The organism is Paenibacillus sp. FSL L8-0638 (genome assembly GCF_038593075.1).
Lineage (GTDB): Bacteria > Bacillota > Bacilli > Paenibacillales > Paenibacillaceae > Paenibacillus > Paenibacillus polymyxa_D.
Map to the genome: position 1 here is coordinate 3,681,473 of NZ_CP151960.1, position 18,369 is coordinate 3,699,841.

Consider the following 18,369-nt stretch of genomic DNA (forward strand, 5'->3'; position numbering starts at 1 on the left):
AAAGGTGAATTATTACAGTTAAAGTTCTCCACGCAGTGACCTTACCACAAACAAATGCTCTTCCTTAGATAAGGTTTGTCCATCTTCAAGAATTACATCGTGTGCCGAGTGACTAACCAGCTTTACATTATAAGCAATCAGCTGATCCTCTCTCCAAATCGTCACCGCCGACTGAAAATGAATGGCATTATCAAACTGTAACGGAACGCTCATTACATAACCAGTAGCGTTCAGCTTCGCCGGATGGCGGCTTCTACGCTCACGCCCCGGAGGAAACATGGTAATATGCGTAATATTTTCAAAAGGAATAGCCAGCATTTTCGGGCCTAAAATAACACACTTTCGTATCTCATCCCATTTTTCAAGCGTGCCGCGCACCTTCTGGGTATGACCATTGTTGCCGTGATATAAAATGACCTGACGTCCCTTCCATTGACGCATGTCCTCACCTCCAGCGCTAGCGGCTATGAATCTCCCACCGAATCGGTTCCATTCCATGCTCCTGCAAAAATGCATTGGTACGCGAAAAAGGTTTGCTGCCAAAAAAACCTCTGTGAGCCGCCAATGGACTCGGATGAACGGATTTTAGCACCAAATGCTTGCTGGTATTCACGAAGCTTGCTTTTTTCTGAGCATGGCTCCCCCACAAAATAAACACTGCTGGCTGCTCGCGCTCATTAATCGCTTCAATGACAGCATCCGTGAAACGTTCCCAACCTATTCCCTGGTGAGATTGCGGTTGTCCTTCACGAACGGTTAACACGTTGTTCAGCAGCAGCACACCTTGCTCAGCCCAAGGAACGAGGTATCCCTGATTCGGAATGGGAGTACCGATATCATCGCGAAGTTCCTTGTATATATTTAATAGAGACGGCGGCGTTCGCACACCAGGTCTAACAGAAAAGCTTAAACCGTGAGCTTGTCCTTCTCCATGATATGGATCCTGCCCCAATATAACCGCTTTGGTCAGATGAAATGGCGTTAATTTGAGTGCGGAAAACAAGTCTTCTTTTGGAGGATATACCTTATGTAACTTGTACTCTCGGGCTAACGTATACCTTAAATCATTAAAGTATGGCTTTTCGACCTCTTCTCGTAGTACATCATCCCAGTCATTCCCAAACATACTCCTGTCTCCTCTCAATATGTAAATCAGTGAAAACGGTAAGCTTTTTGATCCAAAAAAATAAGCTGAACTCCTCATCCGGAGCCAGCTTATTTATTCGTTACCTGTGTTATATGCCGAAGGACCAGGAAAATATCCTTACGGTAATCAGCTACCGCAGGTCTAAATTCGATTTCCTTATTATAACATTAACGATAATGATGTCAAGTAACTGAAAGCTTAATTCCCTCAGAAGAAAAGCTCTTTATTGCTGTATTTATTACGATTTTGTATGAGTATTCAGGTATTCCAATGCATTATATAACATAACAGCAGCTTCGGCACGTGTAATCTCGCTTTTTGGATAAAACTTTTCATTTGCATCCAAGGTATTGACCTTGTAGACTAGCGAGCGTTGAATGCTACCTTGGTAAGAAGGCTCCAGTTCGCTGTCATCCGCAATATTCGCAGGTGCGATTTTAATCATCGGAAGAGCGCCTGCTTTTTCCATGCCCTGAATCAGCATATGGGTGAACTGTTCCTTAGTCAGAGCTTTGGCAGGATCAATATCCTTTGGAATAACCACACCATTATAATGAGCGTTGATAAAAGCTTCGGCGTACCATGCAGTATCCTTAACATGGGTAAACAGTCTACTGACCTGTGGCTCCTTGTTCAAATCAATGGTGGACAAACTGAGCTGGAGTCCGCCGGAGATCAACTGAATGCCTTGAGCAGCGGTCACTTTAGATGACGGGAGAAACTGCGTATCAGAGATACCTTTGAGCAGACCCTTATCTTTAAGGGATATAATTTCTTCTTTACCGCTTACGTTATCCAAATCCTTAAATTTGTGGTCTGCTGCAGACATTTGACCTCCAACGGAGAAGGACAAAATGGCTACAGTTGTAATGGCTGCAAATGCAACTTTTCTCATACTCATGTTAAATTCCACCTTGTAGTTGAATTAGGCCGCTTGGCCATTAACAACTTCATTGACGTAGTATAAGCTGGAAAGGTTGCAGGCAGACGCTGTTGCTTCTTATGCTACGTGCCTTCCTTTTTAATATAATACCTTCTCCAGACTGTGTGCCAACTCATCATCGGGAAGGGGCTTGCGATGCGTATTCTCTAGGTAGATATATTTCTCTGTTTCTGGCATTAAATATTGTTTGTACCACAGAAACATATCCGGACTGTCTCCCTGAAGACGAAGAAATCTCCGCACAGTGTCCGCATGTGAAATAGTGTTATCCAGATTGGTTAACCAATCTGCCCGGTAGAAATGCTCCCATCTTCCAGTTCCTGCGAGCGATAGCGCTTCTTTACCCATCCGGTAGCTCCAAACAGCATGAGAAGCTTGTATAAATGCTCGTGGATAATCTTTTTCAAGGAACAGCCCATAAGCGCTACATAAGCTTGCCAGTCCACGTGAACCACTTAGATGCAGTTCAATCTGCACAAGCAGTTGATTATACAGCCTGCGACATTCATCTTCAGACAACTGCTTCATGATTCGTAGACACCGCTCTCGCAGTTCAACCCAGTCGGGAATTGCCGACTCGGCTTTTTCCTTGAACCAGCGAACCTGTTCAGGAAAAGGCCTTTCTCCAGTAGCCCAGTACAGCCGTTCATCACTGCCTTCTTTGCCTTGTAGCCAATACCCCATAATTTGCCGAGTCGGATGGTGATAGAATTCCTCCCCTGCCCGATCATCCTTATGCGGGCCATAAACGATAGTACAATGGGAATAATCCCGGTATAATTGGGAAATCTCTTGAAGCTGACTACTGTACAGCCGCCCGATGAAATCAGAAAGCTGCTCTTCGGCATCTACGTTACTATTCGTCCATAAATTTGCTACTAAATCCAGCGTATATACATGCGGCAAAATATTACCTGAATTGACCAGCAGGTACTCGTCCGCCCCTGAGGTAAACGCTGCTGTTAATTCCTCTACAATCAAGCTGGCTGAGGAGGGAAATTGGGTAAGATGGTTCGACGCTTGCAAGTCGTGGAAGGTCACATGGTAATATACTCCATCTTCGCCCCCATCCTGCGCCTCAGGCAATGCTGGTACACGATAATTAAGATTCCCATGGCGCCGAGATACCATTTTACCGTAACCATTGTCCGCCCATACTTTAATCACCCCTTCGGGTACTTCCATATGCCCCTGCTTGTATAACTCGGCAATCTCACCATACATCGCCATACAGCACACAGGATGCTCCACAAATTCACAGATCATATTGTACTGCTTGCGAACCACATACGAGATTAATTGTCCGCGTTTGTCCGGCGTATTAAAGGAAGGATCATCTTCCCAAAAAGGCTTGTCACCCTGCCCGCGAAAAGATAATACCCATACAATCTTCTCTTCCTTTTGCCGTTCAATCGCTTCCTGCCACAGCTGTTCAAACAACTCGGGATGCTCTCTGTAGCTAGCTTGTTTACCCGGAAAGGCGCGCAAAAACATCTCCGCCCCCAACGGTTCAGCATGATGATGTGTGATCCATAAACCCATGTCTGCTGCAAGCTTATGATGGATACCTGTGCGTGGTAAATCGGTTCCGGGAATCACCATATTTCCACCACAGCGCAGTAACGCTTCAAAAACGGGCTTCCACACCTCCTCCGTCGGTGGGTAATCATCCTTCCAGCCAATCAAGCATACCTCATCATTGACAAACCATCCCCGATACCGGACCTTGGACGGTATACTGTCAACATTCTGGCTCGGTATTACTATGGTATCCCGCTTAGGCGGTAGAATCTCCGCCCAGAACCAGAACGGCTCCACACCCAGAGCGAAACGGCTGTAATGAAGCAGTCCATAAATAATTCCTAATTCATCACGGCCAATAATATGGAGTACCGTTCCCTTGCTACCAGCAACAAAACGCAGACAATAGCCCTCTGGCCAATGCGGACAGCTATCTCCTTCCTGTGCATAACGGATTATGATCGAAGGCTCTACTTCTGTTTGCAATGGCTCGCGGCCAAACACTTGCTTATGATCTCGCGCAATCATGTTCCAAGCGTGGGCAATGGGCAGACTTTCATCGGTTTGAAGATTGTATCCGCTTTCAGATGAAATAGTCAGAGGTTCACAGGCTTTCATTTATTGTCATCTCCTATTTTTTTCAACTATGAGGATTCTTCTTGTCTTTATTTTATAGGTTGTCAACATACATATAAAGCTGTACCAACGTAAATATAGCTTTTTTTCGGTAAATCATTTGAGAGTTGAAGCTTCATTTGAGAAAGAAAAAAGTAAGGAACAGGAGAGAAATAAGAAAGACTTGACTGCTACACTAAAAATGTTCCAAAAAACAGACTGCTCTTAAAGATTCAAGCGCAGCAAAAAGGAGACTTGATATGAAATTGAAAAAACGATTTGCCTCTTTGTTCCTGTTGGCATTGATGGCATTTATCCCGGTCCAGGCATATGCTTCTGGGTCCGTTCCAACCACTCCCTCTGGAATCCCGATTTCCGAAATCGAAAACAGAACAGATCAAATTATGAAAAAATATATAGGAACAGCGATTCCTGGTGCTGCGGTTTCCATAGTAAAGGACGGAAAAATTGTTTTTTCAAAAGGTTACGGATACGCAAACATCGAGAAACAAACACCCATGAGTACGGAAACAACCTATATGGAGGCCGGTTCCGTATCGAAATTGTTCACCTGGACGGCAGTAATGCAACTGGTTGAGCAAGGAAAGCTGGATTTGAATACGGACATCCGCACATACTTGCCTGACGGCTTTCTCAAGCCTTCTTTTGATAAGCCTATTACCCTGAAATCACTGATGAGCCACACGGCAGGTTTTGAGGAGCGCCTGGAAAAACTTTTGGTTCATGATCCTGCTGATCTTAGGCCTCTCAAGGAGCATGTCGCACCCGGAAACCAGCCTCAACAGATTTATGAGCCTGGAACAGTGATTGCTTATTCCAACTATGGGACCAACCTGGCCGGTTATATTATAGAACGTGTATCCGGAATGCCTTTTGAAACCTATATTCAGAAACATATATTTGAGCCTCTAGACATGAAACATTCTTACTTTACACAACGGTATGATCTTATTCCAGAGGTTATCGAACATAAAGCAACAGGCTACTCCAAGAAGGATGGAAACTGGGTGGCAAAGCCGAATGTTTTCTTTAATGATGTGCCGGCTGGTGCGTTAAACATTACTTCGGAGGACATGGCTCATTTTATGCTTGCTCATCTGAACATGGACCATTCCTTAAAATATTCGCTGTTCAACAAGAATGAAACCCTGCGAGAAATGCATGAGGCTTCGTATACCCACTATCCCGAGCTTCCGGGGAATGCCCATGGCTTTTGGGAACGGTTCGCGGGAGATTATCGTGTTATCGAGCACGGTGGAAATACAGATTCATTCTCCTCTCTGGTCTCTATCGTGCCGGATCAAAACTTTGGGATCAGTATTCTGACTAATGTGGAAAATGAAATGTCCGGGGCAAGAAGCGAACTCATTGACCTGTTTGTCGGGGGTTCCCACGCTACTCCGCAAGCGGACAGCACGTTGAAGCATAGCGCGGATGTGGAGGGAAAATACCGTTCTGCTCGCGCAGTATCATCTGGTATATTGAAGCTTATACCCGTATTATCCAATGCGGAAGAAGTGGTCACAGCCAACGGCAATGGCGGAATCACTCTGAGTATTCCATCCATGAATATTCATGTTGATTATGTAGAAACCAAACCCTATTTTTTTGAACGCGTGACTCCCGGGAGCACTCCTTATGATCACGCGGGCCTAAACATCAGCCGTCTTTTTTTCTTAACCAATGCCGATGGTAAAGTGACGCAGTTGTCATATGGAGTGATCGATGACCAATTGCCGATATCCTTCCTGCAAACATCCATCTTCAGTTATATTCTGGTCGGGGGATGCGGTATTTGGTTTGCGCTTGGGTCTATTTTCGGTATTATGGGATGGCTGCGGAAGCTCAAGGACGCAAGAAAGCAGAAGAGTGCTTCGCGGCTTCCCTTGCCTGACAGTGTAACCGTAATCCCCTTGCTGGGTCTGCTTGTGATCGTCAATCTCATTGCTTCAAGCATCCAATTGATAGGCGACCCCTATCAGCCTATGTCCAATTTCAATTTCAATATTATCTTTTTCTGGGTACTTGGGCTTGCCTTTGTACCGGCTGCCTATCTTGCTGTAAGAAAATGTAACGTTTCGGAGACTACATTGTTAAGAAAGGTATACACCGCGACGCTGATTCTTTCGTTTTTAGCTATTTCGTTTTTCCTGTATTCCTATAATTTCTATTTTTTCGCATAGATCTACTTAATTTTATCCTTTTTATAGCATGGATAGCCTCCACGACATATTTCGAGTCGAAACATAGAAAAGGCCGTCAATAGACGGTCTTTTTTGTATTCTCTTCTCTATGAACACTCTTATTCATATTTCATAAACTACTAGTGTAGCAAATATGTCTACAGAAAGAGGGTTAATTCAAATGAAACCAAAGAAAAGTGGAAAAGGCGCAGCCCCTGTCCGTAGGACGAAGAATAGACACACTACACAGCCTCTGGACTTGAAGAAAAAAAGAATTTCTCCTACCCAAGCAGTTGTTAGAAACGGTGGATTTGAAAATCAGGATTTAGCACCATGGATTGCAAACGTCAACAACATGACAGGCCAAATTTTTATTACCAATACTAATCCGCACAGCGGTAATCAAGCGGTCAGAATCTCGGCTAACCCGGGGCACAGTGTCTCACTTAGACAAACGATCTCAGATCTGCGTAGACAAAGAAGATACCGTGTGACCTTCTGGGTACGCAATCTAATCAAGCCTTTCGGTGGCCGGCTTCAGGTTAGTCTGGGGGAGCAAACCTACACGATTCAGCTTACTTCGCTACCTTCATCCCAATACGAGAGAGTCTCCCGCACTTTCTCAATCTCAGGAAATTCGGGAACTGTTTCCAGAGATTTAGTGTTCCGTGTTACAGCAGAGGATACCTTCGCCACAATTCTTTTAGATGATGTATCGATATCCTTATTAAGAACATAAATTACTTCGTATTGTAGGCATTTAGTCGTAAGCTCTCGCAAGAGCGACTTGATGGCGCGAATTGATACACCGTAAGCTTGCCAAAACAAAAACGCCTCCCCGTATGTTAACGGTGAGGCAGAAGGATTAATTCCTTACCGCTCTTTTTGCCTTCTACTAAATACAAATTCATTATCCGCCGACCACTAGGTTAGCGGGTAGTATCTTTTATCGTATGTGTTGTCCTGCCTCGTGTCACTATCGTTTATTGTACACTGTAATCTAATTTTCAATACATTCTAGGAAAAGCGAGTTTATTATAAACCGTGATAATTATTTCGAAATTAAAAAAGGATACACAGTATACAATCTTAATGACTCTCTGGTTCTGAATAAGCTTGGACTACTTTTTTATGAGTAGTACCTTAGGTTTAAACTGTTCCATCCGTTCCCGCTCCTCACTATGAATTAACAGGACATGGTTATGAAGAAAAATTCGTGATAATATCTATGTCATAGTAAGTAGATATGAATTAATTGTTTGGAGGGATAATTTTGATTCACCAAAAGTTGACTGAATTAATTGGAAATACTCCTTTGTTAGCACTGTTGAACTACAGCCAAAACCAAAATATTGAGGCAAACGTGGTAGCAAAGTTGGAATATTTCAATCCGGCTGGTAGCGTTAAGGACCGCATTGGATATGCTATGATTAAAGACGCTGAGGAGAAAGGCTTAATCAATAAAGACTCCGTTATTATCGAGCCGACAAGTGGCAATACTGGAATCGGACTTGCATTTGCAGCTGCGGCTCTTGGATATAAACTTATAATTACACTTCCTGAAACGTTTAGTATCGAACGTCGCAAGCTTTTGACTGCGTTCGGTGCTGAGCTTGTGTTAACACCGGGATCCGAGGGGATGAAAGGCGCTATCAAACGTGCTGAACTATTGGCTGCCGAAACACCAAACTCTTTCATACCACAGCAGTTTAGCAATCCTGCCAATCCAGAAATCCACCGCAAAACTACAGCTGTAGAAATCTGGCATGATACGGATGGCGGTGTAGATATTTTTATTGCGGGCGTAGGTACAGGTGGAACTATTTCGGGCGTTGGCCAGGGATTGAAGGAACGAAAACCTTCTGTAAAAGTGATAGCCGTCGAACCGTTCGATTCACCAGTGCTGTCTGGCGGTACTCCAGGTTCACATCAACTACAAGGACTCGGTGCTGGTTTCATTCCAAATAACTTTAATGAAGAATATGTGGATGAGGTTTTCAAAGTTAAAAACGAAGATGCATTTGAAACTGCACGCCTGCTTGCCAAAACAGAAGGGCTGCTTGTTGGTATTTCTTCTGGGGCTGCGGTTTATGCAGCAACACAAATTGCGAAGCTTCCAGAAAACAAAGGCAAGACGATCGTGGTCATATTACCTGATACAGGTGAGCGTTATTTGTCCACTCCGCTTTTCTCAGACGTAGAATAATAACAAAAGAGGCAGGAATCCAGCTGCCTCTTTTGTTAATTTTCCAAGTACACAAGCAAGAGCGCATAGAATTGTTTCATTAACCTGAATTGATTTCTTTCTTCGCTAGCCGTCCATTTTTTTGCACAACAAATGGACCGTTAGCGAAGAAAAAGTTACCTTGGCCCAGCCCGATGTTGTTGTAGCTCATCAGGCTTTTTCTGTAAAAGTGAGCTTCTCCGTAGTAGTTTTGTACCACTCTGTAAGCCTCTTTCTTTAACTTGATGCGGGTGTAACGCATCATCATCAGGAAGTCTTCGATTGCGATATGAGAATTCTGTTTTTTAATTAATGAGCTAAAACACTAGCGTCAAATGCTCCTAGAAAGACTCCGACTGAATTATCGTGGGTAAGGCGGTTGAAAACATTTCTTGTTTGTTGGATAACTTCAGTAGAATATTTACTCCCCTTAGATTTTTGCTAGATACTTGCTGAAAATGATATCCTCCAACTTGATCCAACTAAAATCATCCTCGCCACGAAACAGTTTCACTTCCCTGCGAGCAGTATTTATAGACGTGATTACACCTGTGAGTTCTTCGTCACCGAACGGGCTAAAAACCACTAGTGTTATAGGTTGACGTGTGTTGTAGGACTCTATAAGCGCTTGCTCGATCAACTGGACTTCCTGATCGTCAAGTTCCGGCTTGCCTCTCCGCTGACGGTCTTTCATGAGTCTTAAGTATGCTTCCTTGTGTTCTGGTATGATAATCCTGCTGCTTTCCCATAAGTCGTTACCTTCTAATTTTTTCGACATGTATGTAGCCTCCTGATGTATTATGTAGAAATTATATTCCGAACATACGTTCTAGACAAGGCTTTTTGTCTACCGAATCCAAAACTTTTGTCCTAGAAAAATATTCCTAGGTCTAATAGACTGGACGAAAATACAAAATCAGAGGGATAAAATGAAAATTTTGGAGCATTAAAATTGGCTAACCACCGCATATTCACCTGGTTAGATCAAGTTTTGAATAATGATTAAGTTTCTTTCCCTCAAATCCATCTCCTATATTGTTCCATACGATTGTATCGACATTATTCCATGCATCTTTCGAATTGTCATACCGCTAGTCTCCATAAAATAAGTTTTAGACGGACTTTGAAATTGGAACAGTGACAACCAGTACGAGAAAATAATGTCCTAGACTGTCGCTGTTCCATTGAACTAACGTATCCCGTTAGCGGAATAACATATACGAAATTCTGATATTTTTGTACAATAGTCTTAATGTTTGATTTTCCTTGAAGTCTTTTTTAAATAGAAATTGTAGTCTGGTGCAATGTGTAGGTTAGTAATATTACGTTGTCTATACCTACTATGTATTTCTAAAAATCCATATATCTCTTCTTATTCTCTATATCGAATTTGCGTCTAACCTATTTTACGATTTTGGCGGTAAACCATCTGTTGGCGGGAGTGGTAAAGAAGTCGATAGTAGAGCTTGACCGACCGAATATAAAATACGCCGTCGTTATGCCCCTCGTGAATCTTATCTATCGTTTTATTCTGAATGCGGACATTTGTGCCTCGATTGCATGAAACGACGGTTAATCACAGCAGAAACCGACATCCGCCCTCAAATAAAGGACGCGATGTCGGCTTTAAACTTAACGGCCAAACTCCTTATTGATTATTTTATTGTGAGCAGGCTCCACTTCCGGAGCTACCGAGTTGATGCACGTTACCAAAATATGCTGCCCGCCTAGAGATCCGAAGGCTCTCGATTCAAATCCGAAAGTACCGCCAGCATGCCCCCAGTATGATTGCCCGTCAGCTGTTTTTATTTCATAAATCCCTAGTCCAACTTTACCTATAGGTGAATCTACTGTCGTGAGCATCTGGTCCATTATCTCTTGATTTAGAAGCTTTCCGCCCAACAGCGAACTGAAGAAGGTGGTCAAATCTTTGGTTGTTGAGACTATATCTCCGGCTGCATTTGCCCATGATTGATTCATCTCTGTTAAATCATACAAATGACCCGATCTGTCCATATTATATCCTGTGGCATGCTTACCTGGAATATCGTGACTATTTTCCATTACAAATGTCCCTGTCATCCCGAGCGGTTCGATCAACCGTTTCCTGATCTGCTCCGCATACGTCTCTCCTGTTACCTTCTGAATAATTTGACCGGCTAGTATAGTATTCATGTTCGAATAGTTCCAGCCCTTCCCTGGCGCATATACAGGCGGCTTTGCTAGTCCCATGCTGATAAGCTCGTCGGACGAATAGTAACGGAATGGATTTTGAGGCAAGGTAATATCTCGAAAATCAAGATCAGTATAGCTCGCAAGCCCGCTTGTATGGTTCAATAACTGACGAATCGTAATTTTGTTGCCGTCATACCCATTACCCTTTATGACCCCCGGCAGCCATTTTTCGACCGAATCATCCAGGTTCAATTTTTTCTCCTGAGCCAACTGCAATACAACGGTAGCAGTGAATGTCTTCGTGATGCTTCCAATACGGAATGAAAAATCCGGCTCCACCGGGCGTGGTACTTCGAAACTGGCTGTACCCGTAGCGTAGGACCAGCGTTCCCCATCCTGTAGCCCGCCTGCCACGACACTTGGAACTCTTTTGTTGGTAACTACTTGATCCATGACGCGTTTGACTTCTTCCCGATGCTTTCTTTTCTTTTCTTTCTCGTTGAGTTCTTTTTTGGGTTCTTTTGCGAATTCCGACGATAAAATATTGTCGGTATTTGCAGCTTTATTGATAGCTTGATAAGTTGCCGTCTGACCCTCTGCGTGGACAGTTCCATAGGCCACTGTACCCGCCAATATAGCTATTAAAGTAAGTGCAACTCCTTTTCGAATGGTGAATGATTTCATAACGCATCGCTCCTATTATTTTGAATGTTGTTCTGCTTTACCCCCTCACCTTACCTCTGCTATTGTTAAATCGAACAGTGATAAAACCGTCTAGCTTTTGATGACATCGTACTTGGACTTGTCACATATACCGCATGACAAACTATCAACTGTCTTATATGACGTGCTTGCTAAGCTACGTTCTAACCGCTGTTACCCCACCCTCTTTCGCTTGACGGATCGGGAAGTTATATTGCATGATAGGTCTGAATCATTCGGAATTTGATTTGCAAAAAAATATAAGAAGGTGTGCGTAATTCGTGTTCTCGATAATGAAAAAAAGGGTCTGGTATGATTGGATACTTGTGGCCATACGAACGCTTTGGCTGGTCATTATCGCAAGCGCTGGTTTTGTCGATCCGTCATTAACCGTTGTGTCGCTTTGGGTTGTACTTTCTCTCGCTTTCGTCGTTTATCTCGTTCCATTAATCATCCTCTATAGGAAAGAAGACTGGTATCTCACAATCGAAGTCACGGTAACGGGCTTTTTTTATCTATATTTAGCTTACGCAGCCCCGGGATTGCTTTGGTCTTTTGTTTTACTCGTGATAACTATCGGCTTGACGAGCAGTCGAAGAAACTATGTGTGGACAGGTATCCTTAGCGGAATCGTATTCCCGGTATTGAACGGTTGGATTGCTGATCGTCTCCCGTATGAGTTTATCGTTAGCTGCAGCCTTGGTTTTGCCATCGGCTTCGCGTTTAATATTTTAATTCAGTCCCATAAGCAAGCCCGAATTATTCAAGAGCAAAAGCTGTTGCTGGAGCAGCATATTAAGCGGATTGAGGAACTTACGCTGATGGAGGAGCGCAGCCGGCTGTCACATGAGCTGAATGACACGATTGGCCATACGCTTACCTCGCTCATCGTCGGCGTCGAATCACTGCGATCGTCCGTACCAGATGCGCAAATAGAGAGGATCAATTCGCTTGTCGGAATCGCCCAACACAGTCTGGTTGATATCCGAAAGCATCTGCATCAGCTCTCTCATACTCCGTTGAACCATTCGTTAAGTGAATCGCTGCGGCAATTAACTGAAGATTTTATGAAGTCAACAGGTATAACGGTCAAATTCCGTGTGATCGGCAGTGAGACTCTTGTTATGCAAAAAATAAACAATTGTTTATATCGTTGCCTTCAAGAGTCTCTAACCAACGTGGTTCGGCACGGCAAGGCGAGCATGATATCCGTTCAGTTACATTTCAATAGTCAGCAGCTTCGATTACAGATCGAAGATAACGGCATCGGAATGGAAGAAATCCAATTTGGATCTGGGCTCAATGGAATGAAGGAACGACTTGAACTATTTCACGGCACGGTGTCCGTGCATTCCGAGTCAGGACAAGGAACTTTCGTCATATGTGATATTCCGTTGCAGACAGAGCCTGTACATGATGCAATCCGCCTGCTGATCGTTGATGACCAGGTGATCATTACCGACAGCTTGAAGCAAATTTTGGATCAGCATGCTGATTTTAACGTCGTTGGTACAGCCAGGGACGGGCGCGAAGCATTAGAACATTGTGATCGCTCCCAACCAGATATCGTGCTAATGGATATTCGTATGCAAGGAATGGGCGGGATTGAAGCTTTAGTTGAGATGAAACAACGATGGCCTGATATGAAGGTTGTATTCATGACAACGTTTAAGGATTCCTCGCAGGCAGCAACTGCATTGGAGCGCGGGGCAGAAGGCTACATGCTGAAGTCGATTCATCCGCGGGAGATGAAGGAAGCCTTGAAACTTATTTATAATGGAGGAACCTGGATTGACCAATCGGTCGCTACGCGAGTCTTCGAAGAGATGAAGCGTCAACGTGAGCAGTTGGAGAAAATCGGTTCAAGTCAGGGAAACTACCCGTACGGGCTTACGAAACGCGAGATGGAGATTCTGGAGCAACTGTCGAGCGGTCTGCGCTACAAATCGATTGCCGCCAAGCTATTTTTATCGGAGGGAACGATCCGCAATTACTGCTCGATTCTCTACTCGAAACTCGGCGTCAACAACCGTGAAGAAGCATTAGAAATGGCGCGAATGAAGAATATCGTGTAGCTGGAGAACTTCCCGATGGTACTCACGATATAGGGGTCACGTGCTGTTCTTTCACAAAATGGGCCAGGTTCAACCAGTAGTGGTCGGTTGTTTCCATGCCAACGATGACGTCCTGGAACCCTTGCTCCGTAGCAATCTTTCTGAACCAGCTAACGAACAATTCAAAGCCTTCACGGTCGTTCTCAAACGTAATAGCCTTCCCGAACTCGACTCCGCGGTAGTCTTGTGCCCGGGCGACATGTTTGAATTTAGCGATGTCTACACCGATAATTAAGGTAGAAGAAGTGATTTGATTAATACGTTCATTTTGAGTAGAATTCATCTTGTAGTCTCCTTGGTTTGTTTTTGGATCCAGTCGCTGGCCAGCATCGTGGACCCATTTACATCATACCAAGGAGTCTTTTTCATTCTGAAACCTCTTATTTCAACTTACGCTCATATAAAAACTAAACCTACTTCATTATCAATATAGGGGACAAACTTGATAAATAGTGATTACTTTCTCCGTTGCAACGGCATTTTAAATTGACTGATTATTTATGTATTTGAAAGTTTATCAAGAGTTGGGTAGCAGCAACTCCCTCGTGTAAATCTTCGTTTGTAAAATGAAAATGCTGGCTGTACTGAACCACGACTTGTTCTAAACCAATTTTCCTGATATCGATTCATAATACCCGGCCTGATTTGCAGCGTCCCAATACGATCCACAGCCGGAAAACCTTCGGTCACTGGGAGCTGGATACGGTCGTTTCCAGCCGAGGATAGAGTAAGCTTGCGTCGACACATCGTGGTGGCAAAAACACGTTTTTACCAAGTGATTATATGACGATCGCACGGCATTATCGATAAAGATCGCGTTTGGCTTATTGGCGGCTCAGTATCCGATGTCTGCGATTCGGAGCGCGACCGTGGGGAAAGAATTCGCCTGTCACAGAGAGTTGGAACGACTGTACGGCGTGGGTGTCTATTTCGCCGACCCGTACTCATCCTGGCAACGAGACTCCAACGAGAATGCCAAGTCTTGAGCGTGAATTTATCTCAAAGGGGCATAACTTCGCTCAGGTGACAGATGCTGATCTGGAGCAGGCTCTCGCCCTGATTAACAACCGGCCCCGAAAAACTTAAGATGGAAGTCCTCTCACGAATCGTTACAGGAGGAACTGTTGTACTTGTCTTGACAATCCGTCTATTAAAAAAGGTGAAAGAAAACCATCATTTCACTGGTAATCTTTCACCTTTTACGGTTTAAAGCTTTTTCAGTAGCTTATATAATGAATCTAATTATTCAAACCGTAAATTTCCATCAGTTATTATAAATCCAAATGTTTTATTTAAGGCTTGTAACTCACTCTCATGAACTTCCGTTATTTTGATTATCTTATTGTTATCATCTCTAATCACTTTGAAATCGGACTTCCTTTAGCATCATAGTAAAAGTTATTTGATCTACCTTCATTTTTTATATCCTTATCAACAAACAATCCTTAAAAGAATCGTAATTAAAATCGGCACCTTCACCAGCTTCTTGTACTGAGGTAGATGAACTGAGGCTTGTATCGTGATGATTTTCGATGGCTTGGATTTCAGGTGTACTCGGCGGAATGGGGAGCGCGATGAAGTCCAGCGGCAAGCCGATGAGCAAGACCAGGTATCCATACTCGGTTCAACTAACCCGATCAGGTCCATGAGCGTTCTCCCTCTTGTGCTGCAAAGTCCCGCCAGCCGAGACAAGCTTGTTTTGCGGCAAAATCAAATAAAAAAGTGCAAGAACCGCCAGTAAAGCAGCGCTGATGCTAATGGCAGCGGCATTCGTATACTGGCTGGCTATCCCTCCCCCGATGACCGGGCCAATCATAATACCGAGCCCTTCAATCCCGGAGAGTACTCCCCACCCGGTCCCCTTCTGATCCTCCGGAACAAGGTACGACAGCACCGCATTCCAGGCCGGAAGCACGGCTGAGTAAGACAATCCCAGCATAAAGGCAAACAGCATCGTTAATGCAGGCGGCGGCATGGATACGACTAACAGAGCCAATACGACCGTAAGCGATACGAAACCGGCGAACAGCATTTGCTTGTGCCCCCATCGATCGGCCAGCTTTCCCATCGGGACAAGAAACAGCATCGCGCCGGCCCCGCCTAATATGAGCATTAGCGAATATTGCGGCTGGCTCAGACCAAGATGGTCAGCGGCAAAACCGGGCAGTATCGGCAGCAGCAGTCCCGCGGCGGTCATCTGCAGGACCATGCCTGGCAGCAGCCATTTCAGCTGAACGAGCCTTCTTCGCAGTCCTGCCGCTTGTTCGGCAAAGCTGACATTCTGGAGATGCAAGGGGGTTGTTCTGTTAATCCCGAACGATGCGATGCAGCCGACGGCGAGCAGCGCAACCATCAGCCGGAAGGCAGGTTCGAAGCCATAATCGAAGGTGAGATTGATTGTGACCGGCCCCAGACCGATGCAGGCCAGCCACACGGTGTATATCGCTCCCATCTGGGCCGCCCGCTCCGTAAGTCGGACTTTCTCCAGACAAATGAGCCATATAGGCGACGCCCCCATCCCAAGCATCACGGAACCGGCAACAAGCCCCCAGGCATACGGACTAAAGAACACGGCGGCTAGTCCGGACAGCATCAGGACGAAAGTGGCGGGCAGCAGCCAGCGCAGCGAAAACCTGTCCAGCAAATATCCAGCCACACATTTAATCAGCGTATCGGCTGTATAATGAAGCGAGACGGCAAGACCGACCAAAGCAACGGTTTGCCCCGACTCGTTGACGGCAAAGTTCGGCAGGAACGAGAACAAGAAAGCGCTTCGGACAAACTCTGTGCAAAAAAGCACCGTGAACAGCGTCAGAGTAGAAAGCTTGAACGCGCTCCTCCCGCTCATCATATTTCACTCCTTCTTAAGGGACTTGCCTCAGGAAACAAATGCCGGACAATATGGTCCGCAGCCTCTTTCTGCCTTGCTGCGAGCAGCCCGTTCATCATCGACTGCTTGATCTGCTCAGAGGAGATCATCGCTTGTATCTGCAACACCAGATCATGAATCGTAAAGGCCACGACTGCCGCTCCTTTACGCTGCAAATACAGGGCATTTTCCTTCTCCTGCCCCAGAAACGGATTTAGGATGAAAATTGGAACCCCGGCCTGAATCGTCTCGGATAGTGTAACGCCTCCCGCTTTCGTGACTACGCAGCAGGCGCTGCTCATCAGAACATGCAATTGATCGGTGAAGCCGAATACATCCACTCTTGCATCATCCGCCCAGCTCTCCGCAAGCCTCCGTCTCCATCCTTCCTGCCGGCCGCAAATCACTTGAATGCGGACGCCTGACAAGAGCAGCAGCTTCCCGATGAGCCTCGATAGCGAATGCAATGTGCCGCAGACGTTAGCCATAAGCAGAATCACATGCTCATCTGCTTCTTTAACGGAGCCGGGACCACTCATTGCCGCATCATGAAATGACTCCCTGACCGGAATTCCGGTCACGGTAATACGACTCTCGGGGACGCCCTGCCTGACCATGGCCTCTTTCACGTCGCTGGCAGGGACAAAATAATGATCCGGCTTGGCGAACAGCCATCTTCGGTGAACGTCAAAGTCCGTTATGACAACAGCAGTCCGGGGACGGATCGCAGATAATGCCACGCTGCTTGGCAAGCTGCCGAACGGGAATGTATAAATGATGACTTCCGGCTGGTACTGGAGGATGATTTTCTTGAGCCTGTCGCCGCCAAGACTGTTCATCCAGGCTGCGATCTTTCCCTTCATGGGAAGCTGGTTGGTCAGATGGTAGGTCCATCCGTAATAGGGAATGCCCAGGCTGGCTGCATACAGGCTTTGCCGGTACAGATAGCGGATTATTTTGTTCAGCACAGGATAGGCTTCCCGGAACAAGTCGACAACCGCCACCTGGCAATAACCATTGCGGATCAAGCTTTGCTGCAACACCTTGGACACCTGATGATGACCTTCTCCGTAATCGGCCGTTAAAATTAAAATTTGCGGTTCCTGTCCCACTATTGTCACCTCATTTCCTTTGTCAAGCCATTTCATCCAGACGAACGAATTGCAACTTGCGTCCCTGTAATTGATGCAGTACTTCCTCCAGAGCCCGAAGCATAAAATATGGCGCGTGACGGTCCGCTCCCGGCGAATCTCCGCTGTCATGCAGCAAAATAACAGATCCGTCCGTAATTCCGTTCAGCAGCGTTGCCTTCAGCTTCTTGCGGCAGCTTCTGCTGCGCCAGTCCCCCGCCTTCAAGGACCAGAGTACAATGCGGTACGATTTGGGATGAAAGAAATCGAAAGCGTTCATAAGCCCCCACGGCGGACGATAGTGATCCGGCCTTTTTCCAATTATGGATTCAATAATATCTGCGGTCCGTTTCATATGATCACGCCGCACCGTCCAGGGAAGCATCAGCCAATTGGAGATGTGATTGTAATTGTGGATTCCAATCTGATGTCCTTCACGATCCATTCTTCTGATCAGATCCGGGTGCAGCTCCGCCTGCGAGCCAAGCACGAAGAATGTGGCCTTCACTTGATAATCCTGCAATAAATCCAATAATTCCGGTGTATACCTCGGATGCGGCCCATCGTCGAACGTGAACGCTACCTGGTTCTTGGTCGTTCCCTTACGAAAGGCTCCAAATTTGATCATTCTTGGCAGAAAACTAGGAATTAGCATATACAGACTGATGAAGCCTATGAGCCCAATCAACAAATATTTAATAAGCAACGTCTTTATCCCCCTTAGT

Annotated in this window: 14 protein-coding genes and 2 pseudogenes; 4 read left to right on the forward strand and 12 right to left on the reverse strand. The window is 45.3% G+C overall.

Annotation, left to right across the window (positions count from 1 at the left end; all coding sequences use genetic code 11):
* Positions 1 to 18: 18 nt before the first annotated feature.
* The 4 genes from MKY35_RS16315 to MKY35_RS16330 all read right to left on the reverse strand — a co-directional run bounded on the left by MKY35_RS16315 (position 19) and on the right by MKY35_RS16330 (position 4,229).
* Positions 19 to 441 carry a hypothetical protein gene (locus MKY35_RS16315; protein ID WP_029517688.1) on the reverse strand — a complete coding sequence of 141 codons (423 nt, stop codon included), beginning with the start codon at positions 439 to 441 and terminating at the stop codon, positions 19 to 21.
* Between the two features lie 16 nt (positions 442 to 457).
* The gene (locus tag MKY35_RS16320) at positions 458 to 1,126 is read right to left on the reverse strand and encodes a uracil-DNA glycosylase (RefSeq protein WP_029517689.1); all 669 of its coding nucleotides are present in this window, start codon (positions 1,124 to 1,126) and stop codon (positions 458 to 460) included.
* A 259-nt stretch (positions 1,127 to 1,385) separates the two neighbouring features.
* Positions 1,386 to 2,048, reverse strand: coding sequence for an S-layer homology domain-containing protein (locus tag MKY35_RS16325; protein ID WP_342444242.1), 663 nt, complete (start codon positions 2,046 to 2,048; stop codon positions 1,386 to 1,388).
* A gap of 120 nt (positions 2,049 to 2,168) precedes the next feature.
* Positions 2,169 to 4,229, reverse strand: coding sequence for a glycosyl hydrolase 115 family protein (locus tag MKY35_RS16330; protein WP_342444243.1), 2,061 nt, complete (start codon positions 4,227 to 4,229; stop codon positions 2,169 to 2,171).
* Between the two features lie 257 nt (positions 4,230 to 4,486).
* On the opposite strand from MKY35_RS16330, the gene MKY35_RS16335 reads away from it, so the two are divergent.
* The 3 genes from MKY35_RS16335 (at position 4,487) to cysK (ending at position 8,636) form a co-directional block, all read left to right on the forward strand.
* On the forward strand, positions 4,487 to 6,430 hold the full coding sequence (locus MKY35_RS16335; RefSeq protein WP_342444244.1) for a serine hydrolase domain-containing protein: 1,944 nt from the start codon (positions 4,487 to 4,489) through the stop codon (positions 6,428 to 6,430).
* A gap of 181 nt (positions 6,431 to 6,611) precedes the next feature.
* Positions 6,612 to 7,169, forward strand: a complete 558-nt coding sequence (locus tag MKY35_RS16340; protein WP_342444245.1) for a carbohydrate binding domain-containing protein — start codon at positions 6,612 to 6,614, stop codon at positions 7,167 to 7,169.
* A gap of 528 nt (positions 7,170 to 7,697) precedes the next feature.
* Positions 7,698 to 8,636 (forward strand): cysteine synthase A, encoded by a 939-nt coding sequence (gene cysK, locus MKY35_RS16345; protein WP_342446659.1) that lies wholly within the window; start codon positions 7,698 to 7,700, stop codon positions 8,634 to 8,636.
* A gap of 79 nt (positions 8,637 to 8,715) precedes the next feature.
* Here cysK and MKY35_RS16350 read toward each other — a convergent pair whose 3' ends face one another.
* From MKY35_RS16350 to MKY35_RS16360, 3 genes are all read right to left on the reverse strand, one after another.
* A complete protein-coding gene (locus tag MKY35_RS16350) occupies positions 8,716 to 8,922 on the reverse strand; it encodes a hypothetical protein (RefSeq protein ID WP_342444246.1) in 207 nt (68 codons plus the stop codon).
* Between the two features lie 162 nt (positions 8,923 to 9,084).
* On the reverse strand, positions 9,085 to 9,432 hold the full coding sequence (locus tag MKY35_RS16355) for a YolD-like family protein (protein WP_342444247.1): 348 nt from the start codon (positions 9,430 to 9,432) through the stop codon (positions 9,085 to 9,087).
* A gap of 854 nt (positions 9,433 to 10,286) precedes the next feature.
* Entirely contained in the window at positions 10,287 to 11,513 is a 1,227-nt protein-coding gene (locus tag MKY35_RS16360) for a beta-lactamase family protein (RefSeq protein WP_241081056.1), read from the reverse strand.
* Between the two features lie 299 nt (positions 11,514 to 11,812).
* Between MKY35_RS16360 and MKY35_RS16365 the strand changes: the two genes are divergently transcribed.
* Positions 11,813 to 13,606 carry a response regulator gene (locus MKY35_RS16365; protein WP_241081055.1) on the forward strand — a complete coding sequence of 598 codons (1,794 nt, stop codon included), beginning with the start codon at positions 11,813 to 11,815 and terminating at the stop codon, positions 13,604 to 13,606.
* Positions 13,607 to 13,649: 43 nt separating this feature from the next.
* Here MKY35_RS16365 and MKY35_RS16370 read toward each other — a convergent pair.
* From MKY35_RS16370 to MKY35_RS16390, 5 genes and pseudogenes are all read right to left on the reverse strand, one after another.
* Positions 13,650 to 13,928, reverse strand: a pseudogene (locus MKY35_RS16370) (transposase); the annotation flags it as partial.
* A gap of 1,341 nt (positions 13,929 to 15,269) precedes the next feature.
* On the reverse strand, positions 15,270 to 15,938 hold the full coding sequence (locus MKY35_RS16375) for an MFS transporter (RefSeq protein WP_342446660.1): 669 nt from the start codon (positions 15,936 to 15,938) through the stop codon (positions 15,270 to 15,272).
* Positions 15,939 to 15,968: 30 nt separating this feature from the next.
* Positions 15,969 to 16,496, reverse strand: a pseudogene (locus tag MKY35_RS16380) (MFS transporter); the annotation flags it as partial.
* Positions 16,493 to 17,635, reverse strand: coding sequence for a glycosyltransferase (locus tag MKY35_RS16385; protein WP_342444248.1), 1,143 nt, complete (start codon positions 17,633 to 17,635; stop codon positions 16,493 to 16,495). The gene MKY35_RS16385 and the pseudogene MKY35_RS16380, both read right to left, overlap by 4 nt.
* A 13-nt stretch (positions 17,636 to 17,648) precedes the next feature.
* Complete coding sequence (locus MKY35_RS16390) at positions 17,649 to 18,350, reverse strand: polysaccharide deacetylase family protein (protein WP_342444249.1); 702 nt, start codon at positions 18,348 to 18,350, stop codon at positions 17,649 to 17,651.
* Positions 18,351 to 18,369 lie beyond the last annotated feature (19 nt).

Excerpts from the sequence above, each read along its gene's own strand:
- MKY35_RS16315 (WP_029517688.1), bottom strand. The coding sequence starts at position 441 with ATGCGTCAATGGAAGGGACGTCAGGTCATTTTATATCACGGCAACAAT.
- MKY35_RS16320 (WP_029517689.1), bottom strand. The coding sequence starts at position 1,126 with ATGTTTGGGAATGACTGGGATGATGTACTACGAGAAGAGGTCGAAAAG.
- MKY35_RS16325 (WP_342444242.1), bottom strand. The coding sequence starts at position 2,048 with ATGAGTATGAGAAAAGTTGCATTTGCAGCCATTACAACTGTAGCCATT.
- MKY35_RS16330 (WP_342444243.1), bottom strand. The coding sequence starts at position 4,229 with ATGAAAGCCTGTGAACCTCTGACTATTTCATCTGAAAGCGGATACAAT.
- MKY35_RS16335 (WP_342444244.1), top strand. The coding sequence starts at position 4,487 with ATGAAATTGAAAAAACGATTTGCCTCTTTGTTCCTGTTGGCATTGATG.
- MKY35_RS16340 (WP_342444245.1), top strand. The coding sequence starts at position 6,612 with ATGAAACCAAAGAAAAGTGGAAAAGGCGCAGCCCCTGTCCGTAGGACG.
- MKY35_RS16350 (WP_342444246.1), bottom strand. The coding sequence starts at position 8,922 with ATGATGATGCGTTACACCCGCATCAAGTTAAAGAAAGAGGCTTACAGA.
- MKY35_RS16355 (WP_342444247.1), bottom strand. The coding sequence starts at position 9,432 with ATGTCGAAAAAATTAGAAGGTAACGACTTATGGGAAAGCAGCAGGATT.
- MKY35_RS16360 (WP_241081056.1), bottom strand. The coding sequence starts at position 11,513 with ATGAAATCATTCACCATTCGAAAAGGAGTTGCACTTACTTTAATAGCT.